Source organism: Shewanella morhuae, assembly GCF_003028295.1.
In the GTDB taxonomy this organism is placed as follows: domain Bacteria; phylum Pseudomonadota; class Gammaproteobacteria; order Enterobacterales; family Shewanellaceae; genus Shewanella; species Shewanella morhuae.
Genome location: NZ_PYSG01000003.1, coordinates 430,935 through 446,218 on the forward strand (window position 1 = coordinate 430,935; position 15,284 = coordinate 446,218).

13 protein-coding genes are annotated in these 15,284 nt (G+C 44.4%); 7 read left to right on the forward strand and 6 right to left on the reverse strand.

Annotated features, from left to right (window positions below):
• The first annotated feature begins 11 nt into the window (after window positions 1-11).
• Complete coding sequence (locus C9I43_RS16550) at window positions 12-1,115, forward strand: hypothetical protein (RefSeq protein ID WP_107884591.1); 1,104 nt, start codon at window positions 12-14, stop codon at window positions 1,113-1,115.
• A gap of 76 nt (window positions 1,116-1,191) precedes the next feature.
• Here C9I43_RS16550 and mtnC read toward each other — a convergent pair whose 3' ends face one another.
• Window positions 1,192-1,872: an acireductone synthase gene (mtnC, locus tag C9I43_RS16555; protein WP_107884593.1), complete on the reverse strand. Its 681-nt coding sequence runs from the start codon at window positions 1,870-1,872 to the stop codon at window positions 1,192-1,194.
• A gap of 382 nt (window positions 1,873-2,254) precedes the next feature.
• Between mtnC and C9I43_RS16560 the strand changes: the two genes are divergently transcribed.
• Window positions 2,255-2,683 (forward strand): hypothetical protein, encoded by a 429-nt coding sequence (locus C9I43_RS16560; protein ID WP_107884594.1) that lies wholly within the window; start codon window positions 2,255-2,257, stop codon window positions 2,681-2,683.
• Window positions 2,684-3,063: 380 nt separating this feature from the next.
• On the opposite strand, the gene C9I43_RS16565 is transcribed toward C9I43_RS16560, so the two are convergent.
• The 4 genes from C9I43_RS16565 to C9I43_RS16580 form a co-directional block, all read right to left on the reverse strand.
• Window positions 3,064-4,941 (reverse strand): DUF885 domain-containing protein, encoded by a 1,878-nt coding sequence (locus tag C9I43_RS16565; RefSeq protein ID WP_107884596.1) that lies wholly within the window; start codon window positions 4,939-4,941, stop codon window positions 3,064-3,066.
• Between the two features lie 190 nt (window positions 4,942-5,131).
• Window positions 5,132-5,728, reverse strand: coding sequence for a Crp/Fnr family transcriptional regulator (locus C9I43_RS16570; protein WP_107884598.1), 597 nt, complete (start codon window positions 5,726-5,728; stop codon window positions 5,132-5,134).
• A gap of 194 nt (window positions 5,729-5,922) precedes the next feature.
• Entirely contained in the window at window positions 5,923-6,633 is a 711-nt protein-coding gene (gene deoD / locus C9I43_RS16575; protein ID WP_076497432.1) for a purine-nucleoside phosphorylase, read from the reverse strand.
• Window positions 6,634-6,648: 15 nt separating this feature from the next.
• Entirely contained in the window at window positions 6,649-7,869 is a 1,221-nt protein-coding gene (locus C9I43_RS16580; RefSeq protein ID WP_076497430.1) for a NupC/NupG family nucleoside CNT transporter, read from the reverse strand.
• 248 nt (window positions 7,870-8,117) lie between these two features.
• On the opposite strand from C9I43_RS16580, the gene C9I43_RS16585 reads away from it, so the two are divergent.
• Window positions 8,118-8,681 (forward strand): MarR family winged helix-turn-helix transcriptional regulator, encoded by a 564-nt coding sequence (locus tag C9I43_RS16585; protein WP_107884600.1) that lies wholly within the window; start codon window positions 8,118-8,120, stop codon window positions 8,679-8,681.
• Window positions 8,674-9,426, forward strand: a complete 753-nt coding sequence (locus C9I43_RS16590; RefSeq protein ID WP_107884602.1) for a siderophore-interacting protein — start codon at window positions 8,674-8,676, stop codon at window positions 9,424-9,426. The genes C9I43_RS16585 and C9I43_RS16590 overlap by 8 nt, the downstream gene beginning before the upstream one ends.
• 81 nt (window positions 9,427-9,507) lie before the next feature.
• Here C9I43_RS16590 and hutI read toward each other — a convergent pair whose 3' ends face one another.
• Entirely contained in the window at window positions 9,508-10,734 is a 1,227-nt protein-coding gene (gene hutI, locus C9I43_RS16595) for an imidazolonepropionase (protein ID WP_107884604.1), read from the reverse strand.
• Between the two features lie 192 nt (window positions 10,735-10,926).
• Between hutI and hutC the strand changes: the two genes are divergently transcribed.
• From hutC to hutH, 3 genes are all read left to right on the forward strand, one after another.
• Entirely contained in the window at window positions 10,927-11,634 is a 708-nt protein-coding gene (gene hutC / locus C9I43_RS16600; protein ID WP_107884606.1) for a histidine utilization transcriptional repressor HutC, read from the forward strand.
• A gap of 115 nt (window positions 11,635-11,749) precedes the next feature.
• A complete protein-coding gene (hutU, locus tag C9I43_RS16605; RefSeq protein ID WP_107884609.1) occupies window positions 11,750-13,429 on the forward strand; it encodes a urocanate hydratase in 1,680 nt (559 codons plus the stop codon).
• A 22-nt stretch (window positions 13,430-13,451) separates the two neighbouring features.
• Window positions 13,452-14,993 carry a histidine ammonia-lyase gene (gene hutH / locus C9I43_RS16610; RefSeq protein WP_107884611.1) on the forward strand — a complete coding sequence of 514 codons (1,542 nt, stop codon included), beginning with the start codon at window positions 13,452-13,454 and terminating at the stop codon, window positions 14,991-14,993.
• The last annotated feature ends 291 nt before the right edge of the window (window positions 14,994-15,284 follow it).

The window sequence follows — 15,284 nt, forward strand, 5'->3', positions numbered from 1 at the left end:
AAAAATTAATTATGAATTTGAGTGGTTATGCTGAATCTGTTCGCGAATATTTGCGGCAAGTGACTTTTCCGTCACCGAGTAAGCTCCAATTAGGATTGAGCAAGCTATGGCGTTACATCAGCCAAGGCATTGCTCGGCTATCCTTTGCACAAAAGTTATATCTTATTGCCTTGATATTAGCTTTCAGTGGCGATTTGATGGGCATGGTCGCTGTGATTGCCGTGATAGCGATGGCCGTTGAATTTTGGCCTGTGTTTGAGCGAGTCTGGCACAGCTTGGCGGGCAAAGCGGTGTTACTGCTGTTTTATGCCATTATTGCCAACTTTGCTTTAGGTTGGTCTGGCGCAATCGTGAACGAAGTGGTTGGTGTGTCGGCAAGTGACCTCAACTATACCCATAACTTAGCGATTTTACTTTATATGCCCGCGTGGTTTTTGATGGTGAGTGCGGTTGTGCTGCTGGCATTGCAGTTGATTATTCCAGCCTATTTAGTGATGATTTTTTTGCTCAAGCCTTTGGGAATTAAATCATTACACATCACCTCGCATACTTCATTTCGTAAAACGACTTTTTTGATCCGTATCGTGTTGGCAACGGTGGTGCTATACCATTTGAGCCTATTAATTGATCTTGAAACCCGCATTCAGGCGACGTTGACTGATTTTATTAGTACAGCTCAACAAGTCTCAGAACATAACCCTAGCGATCCAACATTAGAGCTGTTGCCCAATGCGACCGATGTACTCACCGCGCCGATTGCTGAGCTAGCTAAAATAAAGCCTGAGCAAGAGGATGATAAGTTAGACCGTATATCAACGCCGCAAAATACTGAAGTAATTGAAGAAAAACGCGAAGAAGAGGAGCGCAAGCAAACCTATGCGTCACTGCGAGCACAATATCAATATCTGATGCGGCAGTGGCTGGCAACCTTTGCTTTTGCGCTTGAGGCTAATAGTCGCTCACGTTGTGAGAAACCTGCAGAGTCGAATGTGGTCGAATTGAATGATTACGAGATTCTGCAAATCACGCCAGACAAAAATGCAGACTACGGTTATCGTTTTGAGGTAAAAAAGTGTATCTCGGCCGCATTTCCGCGTGAATCGGCGGGTAAATAATTCGCAAGAAAATAAAAGCGACCTTGAGGTCGCTTTTATTTATATGCGTTATGAGCTAAACCCCAGCAGGGCTGAATTAGTCAATGATCAGTTCATCGAAGCTGCTGATTTTGTAGCACTCGCCAGTACGTTGATGGCTATCGCGAACCATTTGGCAGGTCATCATGCCCGCGGCTTCAGCGGCCTTTAATTCTTCAATCACATCAGACACAAACAGCACTTGCTTGGGGCTTAAACTAATGGTGTTGAGGATATTGCAGTATGCCTGTTTGTCTGATTTATGGCCCGTTCGGGTATCAAAATGGCCGTTAAACATCTCGGTTAAATCGCCGCCGTCACTATGGCTGAATAATAGTTTTTGCGCTTCAACAGAGCCGGATGAAAAGCTGTAAATACGCAAATTTTGCGCGCTATAACGTTTTATGGCTTCAATAAAGTCGGGGAAAATATGCCCAGTAAATTCACCATGTGCGTAGCCTTGCTTCCAGATTAACCCTTGCAGGGTTTTGAGCGGTGTAGCCTTACGATCTTCATTAACCCACAGCTGTAAAATCTCAGTGACGCGGGCTAAGTCGGCATTGGGTTCTAATGCGATCTCTCGGGTGTCACAAATACAGTTTTCAACCAATACATTGTGTTGGTTCTGCGCTAAAAAGTCTGGCAAGGCTTTGACAGAATAGGGGAATAGTACATCTTGGATAAAGTTTAGGTCTGTCGTGGTGCCTGCTGTGTCTACGACTATGGCTCTGATACCCATAATGTTTTGATACTCCACAATATGTTGGCTAAAAAAGTGCTACCTCGATCCTAAGCGTTATTGGCAATATTGGCTAGTCTATTTCGCCCAAGTAGATGGGCAAATTGTGGTCGATATCACTAAGCGGTAAAATTGAAATTTGATTAATCTAATAATTTTAAAAGCTTATCTGCTGAACATCTGAGAAAGCCCGCGCTTGATACTGCATTTGATCTGTTTTTTCGCGCCCTATTTTGTGACGAACATAAGACTATGGTCTTAATAGCTAAGGGAAATTTAGGCTGCTATTGTAGTTAGCGCCTCGTTTCTACCTTATGTTGCGTAGACCGTCGTTTTTTTGGGTAATGCGAGGAAATTTTATGGGCAATAAGAGAGAGATTAAATGAAATATTTACCTGCTGTTGGTTTTGGTATTTTATTAGCTTTATTGAGTTTTATCAGCTTCTCATTAGTCGCTAGTGCGGGTTATATGTTAGACATGCTGAGCGGCGCACCTGATATTACCCAAAACAGTGTGGCGTATCTTTTGTTAGCGGCTCATGATGCGGGTTTACTGATATTGCTTGCGGGCCTAGTGCTTTATGCTTACCACAGGATATTTCCTACACTTCCCTTCGATTGGTTTGCCGCTGTGTTTATCCAAATGCCACTTGGTTTAGCCGTGCTGGTACTTGATGGTATTAACTTCAACTTACTGTCATTTAAAGGTTTTGCACTGACGTTGACCACCTTTACTGCCTCTTTTGGGGTGTTAATCATATTTTGGTTATTGCAGCGCAAAGCAAAACGCTTGCAGGTTAGTCATAGTTAATGAGCTTAAAGTTATAAAATATCACCTAGAAACAGTGCGTTTGAGTCACTGGTAACAGTGCTAGATTGTTGTTGGATTTCCATTTTTTCTTGGGTAATTTTATTCATTATTGATAGATGTACTTGTTTAGCGCTTTTATTGTGCACGAGCGATAAGTTGTTTTTCATCGCCTATTTATCGCTAACAGAAATAAACGCGCTGGAGCAAGAATAAGTCTTCTCAAACCTTCAAAACGTGAATATGAGTATCTGGCAGCACGATAAAAAAGGGTCAACCGAGATAGCGGTTGCCCCTTTTTTGTATGCACAGCGTCAATATTGATGCATGCCATTGCGGTGCGATGAGTTATGAGCGGCGTGCTAGGTGTCAGCTAATTACGCTTAGACTGCTTTAACCGAAGCTAGCCACTGATTAATTTTTTGTTCCATCAAATCTAATGGTAAAGCGCCGTTTTCAAGCAGGCGGTCGTGGAACACTTTGATATCAAACTTATCCCCCAAAGCTTGTTTAGCTTTTTCACGTAGCTCGATAATTTTTAGCTCGCCGAGTTTGTAACCCAGTGCTTGAGCAGGCCAAACCACGTAGCGTTCGATTTCAGCCGTAGCCTCGGAAAGATGAATACCTTCAGTTGTTACCATGTAATCAATTGCTTGTTCACGGCTCCAGTCTTTAGCGTGTATACCTGTATCGACCACTAAACGCACCGCGCGATGTAGTTCCGATTGTAAGCGGCCAATATCGTTGATGGGATTGTCAGCGTAAATACCCATTTCGGATGCTAAGCGTTCGGCGTACAAAGCCCAGCCTTCGCCAGCGGCATTAGAGTAAAAAATGCTACTGAGTAGTGGTAACTGGTCTGACAAACCTATGAGTGTTTGCAAATGATGGCCAGGGTTAGTTTCGTGGTAGGTTAAAGTTTGCAGCGAGTAAGAGGGTAATGCGGCCATATCGTACAAGCTTATCCAAAATGTTCCTTTACGTGAGCCATCTTGCGATGGGGCATCGTAAAGTGCACCGCTAGTTGATGCTGCACGACTATCCGGCACGGCTTCTACTGCGACTTCTTGAGCTGGTAAATGGCTAAACCACAGCGGCAGTTTGGCGTTTACCTGTGCAAGATCGGCATGAATATCGGCCAGTAACTGTTGTTTACCTTCAGCCGTATCTGGGTATAAATATTGAGGGTCGTTTAATAGCACCTGCATGCGCTCGCCTACAGTACCTTCGTTATAGCCGACCTTTTTTAGTAAACCGTCCATTTCTGTGCAAATGCGTGCCACTTCAGACAGACCAAGTTGATGAATTTGTTCGGCAGTTTTATCTGAGTTCGCCAGATGCTGAATCATGGTTTGATATAGTTTTTTGCCTTGGGGCAAGTGTCCGATACCAGCATTATGTGATGCCTTCGGGCGTATATTGTTGAGTGCGGAAATCAGTTGGCGCGTAGCAGGATAGTATTTGCTTTCGACCAATTCGGCGGCCGATTGCCCTAGTGCTTCACGGTCTGTTACCTCTGCAGTCAGTAATTTTTCGTTAAAACTGGTGACAAGTGGATGCTCAGCGGCCATGCCATTGAGTTGTTGCTGTAAGCTGGCAATCGTTTTATCGATGACAAAATCAGGTGGGATCACTCCCATTTGTGCATCTAAATTTAATTTATCGATCAACGTGCCCATCGCCGCAGGATACATGCTTAAACGGGTTAAATACGCCTTCGCTTCAGCACTATTGTTTACAGCAAACTTATCTTCCATATAACCAGGAAATTCAATATGCAGCCCTGATAAATGGCTAACTGTATAAGGTAAAAACCATACGCCGTATTCACCTAGTACAGTACCGTAAGCCACGGCCTTGGCAGGTAACAGTGCGCCTTTAATCTCTGACTTTATAGCATTAAGACTGATATTTTCTGAAGTGTTGAGTGTCGCAGTATCAATGGCATTTAGCTCATTTAATATTGCGTTAAGGCCTTTGCGCCGGTGGTTTTCACCAGATGGACTGTAGTCTGTGAGTTTAGACATGATGTTTTTACCCGCATCAATATCAGAGACGCCAAAATAGGTGGCAATTTCTGGTCTGAGGGCAAAATAGTGTTGAGTGATTACGGTTAATTGCTGTTTTAAATTTAGGCTGTGCCCAGCTGTGGTGGTGTTTTCGCCTAGCTTCGTTGCGGGCGTTTCAGTGTTGGTGGCGCTTGGTTCACCACAGGCGGTGACTAATAAACTTATCATTAAGATATTTATTATTTTTTTCATAGGGTTACTCGTGAAATTAGACTCAGCATCAAAGTGATATGAATGTCGCTGTTGAAATCGTATTTTGTGAGTAGAACATAAGATAGCTGTTCTGTCAGATATTAATCATTAACGTTATATAGATTGAATGACAGAGTCTTTATATTGCAGAAGATAGAGGGTAAGGCGTGGTAATAAACTAGGCTTGCGATTAAAGATCTATTATTTGGTAAAAAGGTTTATTTTTTATGATCTTCCCTTCTTGAATTAACTCATTAATAATACGTCGATATGAGCGCGTTGTAATACCGAGTTTTTTAGCGCCTAATGTGGAAGATAATTTAAACTGATCTTCGTTAGCTAAGTTTTTCGCTTCTAATATTTGATTGATAATGCTGGCTTTAGTGGGTTGTGTGAGGTTACTAATAAGTTCGTGCATATTTCTATTGTATCGTTTAGTAATTAAAGAAGTAATATACATAAACATATCTGAATTTTTTTCTACAATTTTTATGAAGCTAGCTTTTGATATTCGATATAAAGAACCTGATTTATTAGATCTTACACTAAATAAAGAACTATTGTTTTCTTGGAAAAACTCCATCTCGCCTAAAAAACCAGTATAGTCATCTTCCACTTTTAGAATAAATTCATTACCACTTGAGTTGATATACGATATTGTTAAACTCGCATTCTCACAAAATAATAGTTCTGACACTTGCTTAGATTGTCTAAGTAAGTAGGTATTCTTACTGTACTTAATCTCTGCAATACCCATAGCCTTAACAATAGTCGTAATGTCTTCCATAAGTATCTGTATTATATTCAATAATGTGTAATTTAACATTTAATTATACGCTTGCGGTATTGAATAGCAATCTATACTTATAGATGTAACATTTTGGCTGTTAGTTGAGCGGTTTGACGTTATTTATATTTAATAAGTGGCTAAAGATATTAGCCACTTATTAATATTCATTTTATATAGCTACATGAAGGTAGTTATATTTTAAGTGCGGTTTCTAATGCGACTTTAACCATTTCGTGCAGATCGGTTCTGCGTTCATCAGCGGTTAAATATTCATGGCGAGTAATATGGTCTGTTACTGTGCACAGTGCGAGCGCGCGGCATTGATGTTCAGCAGCAAGTGTATAAAGCGCATTCACTTCCATCTCAACACCGAGCACGCCATATTTTGCCATTACAGTGTAATCATCTTCATTAGGGCGATAAAAGAGATCCGATGAAAATACATTACCGACTTTAAACGTAACTGAGGTTGTTTTTAATACCTCATAACACGCTTGTAATAGCTCAAAGTTTGCAATAGCGGCAAGGTCATGGTCTAAAAATCGAATTCGATTTGTTTTAGAATCCGTTGAGGCGCCCATAGCCACAATTAAATCTTTTAAGTGGATATTATCTGATATCGCACCGCAACTACCGACTCTAATAAAGTTTTTCACGCCAAAAGTGGTCATGAGTTCATGAAAGTAGATAGAGGCTGAAGGTGCACCCATACCATGGCCCATAACAGAAATAGCTTTAGATTTATATTTGCCTGTAAAGCCTAGCATTCCACGAATATTCGTGACTTCTCTAACGTCTTCTAAATAGGTTTCCGCAATGAGCTTTGCTCGTAGTGGATCGCCTGACATGATAATGGTTTCTGCAAAATCACCTGGATTTGCATTGATATGTGGAGTCGACATGTTTTACCTCAAAATTTATATTAAAGACACTAGGCCGCCAGCAATCGTGCCAGACATTAAATTGGCTAAAATCGCTGCTAACAGAACTTTTGGACCAATTTGAGAGATAATTTCTCTTTTATCTGGACACATAGCAGCGATACCACCGACGACCATGGCAAGGGAGCCAATATTGGCAAATCCACACAGACTGAACACGACAATTGCCTGTGTTTTATCTGAAAGGGTGCTGGAGATTTCTAAAAAGTGGATGTAAGCAACAAACTCATTAATGGCAATCTTTTGGCCAATAATTGAACCCGCTTGTATTGCCTCTGACCAAGGTACACCCATTAAAAATGCCAGTGGTGACAGTAGGTAACCAATGATCATTTCTAGCGTAAGATTATCGATACTGAACAAGTGACCAAAACCGCCAAGGAGTCCGTTTAATAAAGCGATAAGCGCGACAAATGACACTAATAATGCGGTAACAGTGATGACTTGATTCATCCCCATTAATGAACCATCGGTAATGGCTTCGAGTAAACCTTTAGGTTGCTCAGCCGCATCGATTTCGATTTCATCTTTGACTAAATGTTGTTCCGTTTGCGGACACAGTAACTTGGCAAATAACAGACCCGCTGGTGCGGTCATAAAACAAGCGGTGAGAATGTATTTAGGATCAATACCTAAGTTGATGTAACCCACCATAGTGCCACCGGCAACACTGGCTAATCCGCCCGTCATCACGGCAAATAACTCTGAACGAGTCATATTTTTTACCAGTGGACGCACCATCGAAGGCGCTTCAATCGGGCCGACGAAGATATTGGCTGTGGCCGAGAGTGATTCTGCTTTACTGGTGCCTAATACTTTGGCAAGCGCGCCACCAATAATGTTGATGACAAACTGCATCACCTTTAAATAGTACAGAACAGAGATTAATGCAGAGATAAATATCACGACACATAGGACGTTGATTACAAAAACGAACCCCACCTTATAATTGGCTAAGTCGCCAAAAACAAAGCTTAATCCCGCATTTGAGAAAGCGATAACACTGTTGACGCCACTACTCATGGCTTCAATAATGGTGACGCCTACTGGTACAAACATTACAAATGCACCCAGTAAAATTTGCAGTGTTAATGCACCTCCAATCGTTTTAAATTTTACATGGCGTTTATTCTCAGAGAATAAGTAACCAATCAAAATCAGAACAGCAACACCGATACAGCTCATTAGTGTAGACATAGGTCAATCCATCATTTTTGTAGAAGATCATTTTTGTTGTAGATGAATCATTGAGGATTTTTTCTATAAAAAAACGGACATTTTTCCGATTTAATCATAAAAATATGCTTATTTGCTGTACATCACTTAGGGCGTACAAGCTTTGCCTTAAATGTTAAGCGATATGCCATTCTCAACCACTCGAGATAGTTGACTTGGTCAATCAAATGCAATATTGTTGATATAGTCAACTATTTAGAGGGCTTGTTATGCCGTTATTGTCACTTAGCGAAACCTTGCACACCTTAGTCCACGCTTATAAAAAACAACTACGTAGTGATATTGCCGCACAAGAGGTTGATTTACCCGTCACTCATATCCGTGCATTAAAAGGGATTTGTCGTAATCCAGAATCAACGGCTCAGTCTATTGCCCTGCGGATGCAACGGGATAAAGCACAAATCACTCGAGTGCTCAATGAGCTGCAGCACAGTGGCTTAATCACTAAAGTGGATAACCCTAAAGATGGTCGTAGCCAGTTACTGCGCCCAACGGCTGAGGGGGAAAAAATCATGAGGCAGGTCAATATCGCTGAGCGCAAAACAGTCGCGCACATGACACAGGCTCTCAGCCCCGATGAAGTTGCTACTTTTATTCAACTTGCCAATAGAATAAGTAAGAGTGTCGACGAGACATTTAGCGCGAATAGCGTAACGCAAAAAAGATTGTCTACTGAGCGTAAAAGCTCTGTGGAAAAAGTAAGTATTGCATCACAGTTAATGGCAGAACACGCAGCTGTAGAGCCTTCAATTGAGGAGAATCGCAATGAATAAGCCGCCGCCACGTGAGTTACAAGTTATCCGCCGCACTTATATTACTCCGCATATGCTACGCATCAGTTTAGGTGGCGCCGGATTAGCGGGTTTTCCAATCAATCAAGAGAGTGCTTATATTAAGTTGTTATTCCCACAGGCAGATGAGCGTCCATTGATGCGCACCTACACTATTCGTCAGCAACGCGATAATGAAATTGATGTGGATTTTGTACTACACGATACCGACGGACCCGCATCAGGTTGGGCAAAAACAGCGCAAGTGGGCGATATGATTCAAATTGGTGGTCCTGGGCTTAAAAAACTGATCAATCTTGAGGCTGATTGGTTTTTACTCGCCGGTGATATGACTGCGTTGCCGGCCATTAGTGTCAATTTGGCACTTTTACCAACAGATGCCGTCGGTTACGCCGTGATTGAAGTGCTAAATGAAGCCGACATTCAGCCTTTAATACACCCTGAAAATGTTGAGCTGCATTGGGTAATAAACCCAGAAGCTGATCCTGAAGGTCGCCCTTTGGTTGAGAAAATAGCCCAATTACCTTGGCTTGCTGGTGAGCCAGCCGTGTGGATTGCCTGCGAATTTAACAGCATGCGCGCGCTAAGAAGACATTTTAAGCAAGCGCATACATTACCTAAAAGTCATTTTTATACATCAAGCTACTGGAAAATCGGTTGTAATGAGGGTGAGCACAAGTTGGTAAAACAAGAAGATGAGCAGCACGAAAGTGCTATAAATTCTTAATAAAAATAAGGTCACTATATTTGATTTAGCGACCTTATCTTACTTGCGGTTTATCCTGTATTTGTGGCGAGTTCTTTTATGTTACTGATGTACTAACACGCCATTTTTCACTACATCTTTGCAGGGGTTTACGCCGTAGCTGTAGGCTAACTGCGCAGGAGTGGCGATATCCCACAGGCAAAAATCGGCTTGTTTGCCAACCATTAAACTGCCAACTCTATCTTCAATCCCTAGGGCTTTAGCGGCGTTCAAGGTGAGCCCTTTCAAGGCTTCTTCTGGGGTTAAGCGGAATAAGGTGCAGCCCATATTCAGCATCAGCAGGGTTGAGCAAATAGGCGATGAGCCTGGGTTAAAGTCGCTGGCGAGCACCATAGGTACACCGTATTGGCGCAGTAAATCGATAGGTGGTTTTTGCGTTTCGCGTAAAAAGTAAAATGCGCCCGGTAGTAGCACAGCGCAGGTGCCACTTTCACTTAAGGCTTTAACGCCTGCTTCATCTAAATATTCAATATGATCTACAGACTTAGCGCCAAGCCGCGCCGCCAATGCTGAGCCGCCCATATTGGTTAACTGCTCTGCATGGAGTTTAATCTCTAATCCCGCCGCTTTAGCTGCGCTGAGTACACGCTCAGTTTGTTCGAGATTAAAAGCGATGTTTTCGCAGAATACATCTACCGCATCGGCCAGATTCTCGGCGATCACGGCTGGCAGCATCTCGTTGATAATCAAGTCAACATAGCCATCGCTATTGTCTTTATATTCTGGCGGAATAGCATGGGCGCCGAGAAAAGTCGTTTTGACATCCACATGGTGATGTTCACCTAATTCTCGGGCAACGCGGAGGATTTTTAATTCAGTTTCAGTATCTAAGCCATAGCCTGACTTAATTTCAACCGTAGTTACCCCTTCTTTAGCAAGCGCGTTTAAACGCTGGCGGCCGAGCTCAAACAATTCTGCTTCATCGGCTTCACGGCAGGCTTTAACCGTAGAAATAATACCGCCACCGGCGCGGGCTATGTCCTCATAACTGGCGCCCTGTAAGCGTAATTCAAATTCATTGGCGCGATTACCGGCAAAAATTAAGTGGGTGTGGGCGTCAATCAATCCAGGGGTTATCCAGCCACCTTTACCTCGGTAAACGGGGGTTGCCAATACATCAAAGGCGGGCAATTCGCTACGTGGGCCAAGCCAAGCAATTTTGCCCTGTTTGACTGCGATTGCTGCATTGGTAATCGCGCCATAAGGTGCTGATATGGAAGGGTCCATAGTGGCTAAGTTAACGTCAATCCAAACCTGATCCCAAGACATGTGTTCCCCTCGCTGCGTTGACATTTTGCCCTGCGCAGTCGTTATCATTGAAAATTATGTGAGCTAGCTTGTATTTGCTTGTATATACAAGCTAGGATTGTAGCCGCTATTTTTATCGTTTGAAAGCGTCGTTACATTCGCTAGCGTGAGCTTATTCGCTCGCATTTATTATCTCAGTTTAAAGGAAATGTCTTGGCTATTCCTAAGTTTGCCGAAATTAAGCAATACATTATCGGTTGTATCGAGTCGGGCGAGTGGGAAGAAAATGCCCGTGTACCGTCTGAGAATCAACTCGCTGAATTGTTTACCTGTAGCCGGATGACGGCGCGGCGTGCGCTGACTGAACTAACCGATAACGGCGTACTTGAACGCTCGCAAGGGCTGGGCACCTTTGTGGCGGGGCGTAAATCGCAATCGTCCATGCTGGTAATTCGCAATATTGCCGACGAGATCAAAGACCGCGGCCATGGCTACAGCGTGCAGCAACTTTTATTACAGCAAGTGAATGCTTCAGCAGCTATCGCTATAGCGCTCGAAGTTGATTTAGATAGCCTTATTTTTCATTCAATATTAGTGCATTGCGAGCAAGACTTACCGCTGCAAGTTGAAGAACGCTATGTGAATCCCGTGTTAGTGCCGGACTATTTATTGCAAGATTTTAGCCTGCAAACACCACACGAATATTTATCACAGGTAGCGCCGCTCACCGAAGCACACCATACGATTGAGGCGGTTATTGCCAATAGCGAATTACAACAAAGGTTAGCGATTCCAGCGACAGAACCTTGTTTACAGATTTTACGCCGCACTTGGTCACGCCAAGGCGTTGTCAGTTTTGCACGATTAGTTCACCCCGGAAGCCGCTTTAAGCTTGGCGGCCATTTAACCTTTAGTAAGTAGATTTCATATCAATAACACGTTGTACCCTTATTAAAAAATACACAATAAAAACAATACAATTATAAATAGTTCTACCGCGTTAACGGATGAACACCACAGGTTGAAGAGGATATTTATGGACAAGCGACACGACCCTAGCCGCCGTATTATTGCGCCGCATGGAACAACATTAAGCTGCAAAAGCTGGCTAACTGAAGCGCCAATGCGCATGCTAATGAATAACTTACATCCCGATGTCGCCGAGCGGCCTGAGGACTTAGTTGTCTATGGTGGTATCGGCCGTGCTGCCCGCGATTGGGATTGTTACGACAAAATCATCGAGGTCTTACAACGCCTCGAAGATGACGAAACCTTGTTAGTGCAATCGGGTAAACCGGTAGGCGTGTTTCGTACTCATAGCGATGCGCCGCGGGTGTTAATCGCTAACTCAAACCTAGTGCCACATTGGGCGAACTGGGAGCATTTCAACGAGTTAGATAAGCTAGGTTTGGCAATGTACGGCCAGATGACGGCGGGTTCTTGGATTTACATTGGCACTCAAGGCATAGTTCAAGGCACATACGAGACCTTTGTGTCGGTGGCAAAACAGCATTTTGACGGCATAGCGAAAGGCAAATGGATCCTCACTGGCGGGTTAGGTGGCATGGGCGGCGCACAAACTTTAGCGGGCACTATGGCGGGCTTCTCGGTGTTAGCCTGTGAAGTCGACGAAACCCGTATCGATTTTCGCTTACGTACTCGCTATGTCGATAAAAAAGCCACCACACTTGATGAAGCATTAGCCATGATTGATGCGGCCAATGCCGCAGGCAAGCCTGTATCTGTGGGCTTGCTGGCAAACGCCGCCGATGTGTTTGCCGAGCTAGTTAAGCGCGGCGTTACGCCCGATGTTGTGACCGACCAAACCTCTGCCCACGATCCACTCAACGGTTATCTGCCGCAGGGGTGGACTATGGCGCAAGTGTCAGCCATGCGCAAAACCGACGAAGCGGGCGTCGTCAAAGCCGCTAAAGCCTCGATGGCAGTGCAAGTACAAGCGATGCTCGACTTACAAACTGCGGGCGCGGCCACGCTGGATTACGGTAACAATATTCGTCAAATGGCGTTTGAAATGGGCGTTGAAAACGCCTTTGATTTTCCTGGTTTTGTACCCGCTTATATTCGTCCGCTGTTCTGCGAAGGTATTGGCCCATTCCGTTGGGTAGCGCTATCTGGCGATCCTGAAGATATCTACAAGACCGACGCTAAAGTTAAACAGCTCATTCCTGATAACCCACACCTACACAATTGGTTAGACATGGCGCGTGAGCGTATTGCCTTTCAAGGTTTGCCAGCGCGTATTTGTTGGGTGGGCTTAAAAGATCGTGCTCGCTTGGCGTTGGCGTTTAACGAAATGGTCAAAAATGGTGAGTTGTCGGCGCCCATCGTTATTGGCCGTGATCACTTAGATTCTGGCTCTGTTGCCAGCCCTAACCGCGAAACCGAATCTATGCTCGATGGCTCAGATGCAGTGTCCGATTGGCCATTACTCAATGCGCTACTTAACACCGCCAGCGGCGCAACTTGGGTTTCATTGCATCACGGTGGCGGCGTGGGTATGGGCTTTAGCCAACATTCGGGCGTAGTGATTGTGTGTGACGGTACCGATGCGGCGGCAAAACGTGTCGGCCGCGTACTGTGGAATGACCCAGCGACAGGCGTGATGCGCCATGCCGATGCGGGTTATGAGATGGCCAAAAATTGCGCCGTTGATCAGGGCTTAGACTTACCTATGCTCACCGGAAATAATAACTAGAATAAAAACGGGAATACAAAATATGAAATCAGTGAACCACTTAGTGTTAACACCGGGCAGTTTGAGCCTAGCGCAATTACGCGAAATCAGCCGCCATAAGCTGACGCTTGAATTGGCACCAGAGGCCATTACCGACATCAATACCAGCGCGCAAATCGTGCAAAAAGTATTGGATGAAGGCCGTACTGTTTACGGTATCAATACTGGCTTTGGTTTATTAGCCAATACCAAAATTGCACCTGAAGATTTGCAACTATTACAACGCTCTATCGTGTTGTCGCACGCAGCAGGAACGGGGCAATATATGCAAGATGCTACGGTGCGCTTGATGATGGTGTTAAAAATTAACTCATTAAGCCGTGGTTTTTCAGGTATTCGCTTAGAAGTGATTAACTTTTTAATCCGTTTAGTCAACGCACAGGTCTACCCCTGCGTGCCAGAAAAAGGCTCAGTCGGCGCTTCGGGCGACCTAGCGCCACTGGCGCACATGTGTTTGCCTATGCTAGGTGAAGGCGAGATGAGCTATCAGGGCGAGTTAATTTCGGCTGCCGAAGGTTTAGCCATCGCCGGCCTTAAGCCTATCGATTTAGCCGCCAAAGAAGGGCTAGCACTGCTTAACGGCACGCAGGCATCTACCGCACTGGCGCTCGAAGGGTTATTCCATGCCGAAGACTTGTTTGCCGCAAGCAGTGTGATTGGTGCGATGAGCGTTGAAGCCGCTATGGGCAGCCGTAGCCCGTTCGATGCGCGTATTCATGCGGCGCGCGGCCAAAAAGGTCAAATTGATTCAGCTAGGGTATTTCGTCATTTGCTGGGTGAAGCGTCAGAGATCAGCATCAGTCATGCTAACTGCGAAAAGGTGCAAGATCCCTATTCACTTCGCTGCCAACCGCAAGTATTGGGTGCTTGTTTAACACAAATCCGCCACGCGGCCGATGTGTTAGGCACTGAGGCCAATGGTGTCACCGATAATCCATTAGTATTCCAAGACACGGGCGATATTATTTCGGGCGGTAACTTCCACGCCGAACCTGTTGCTATGGCGGCGGATAACTTAGCGATTGCGATTGCTGAACTAGGCTCCATTGCCGAGCGTCGTATCGCACTATTAATCGATTCGAGCCTGTCGAAACTACCACCATTTTTAGTGAAAAATGGTGGGGTGAACTCAGGCTTTATGATTGCCCAAGTGACGGCCGCGGCATTGGCGTCAGAGAATAAAACTTACGCCCATCCCGCGTCGGTAGATAGTTTACCTACCTCGGCCAACCAAGAAGATCATGTGTCTATGGCGACCTTTGCGGCGCGCCGTTTACGTGATATGAGCGAAAATACCCGCGGCGTATTGGCGATTGAATGGTTAGCGGCAGCGCAGGGGTTGGATTTTCGTGCGCCGTTAGCGCCAAGTTCAGCCGTGGCTAAGGCCAAAGCCGAATTACGTGAAGTAGTCGCTTATTACGATAAAGACAGATACTTTGCCCCCGATATCGAGGCGGCTACTGATTTACTTTATTGCGCCAGCTTTAACCTGTATTTGCCAGCAGGAACATTACCCAGTGTTTAAATGGTTCGATACGGGAAATTATTAACCTGTAGCAGCGCATAAAAATACTGAAAGTGTGGGCTCAAGCAATTAGCTTGAGCCTTTTTTTATGCTTTCTGTCCATTTTTAAGGATTTTTAACTTTGTACTTTGAGGGCTTTTAACACCGCGGACAGGTTATTTTTTTCACTTTTCTTTACATTGTCAGTTTTTGATTTTGCTTCTGTACAAAAAACAACCTTTCCAAGTGTTCACATATTCATTATTTGATGGTTACCAATCGTTTTAATAACCAAATGCATCACCAGCGGGA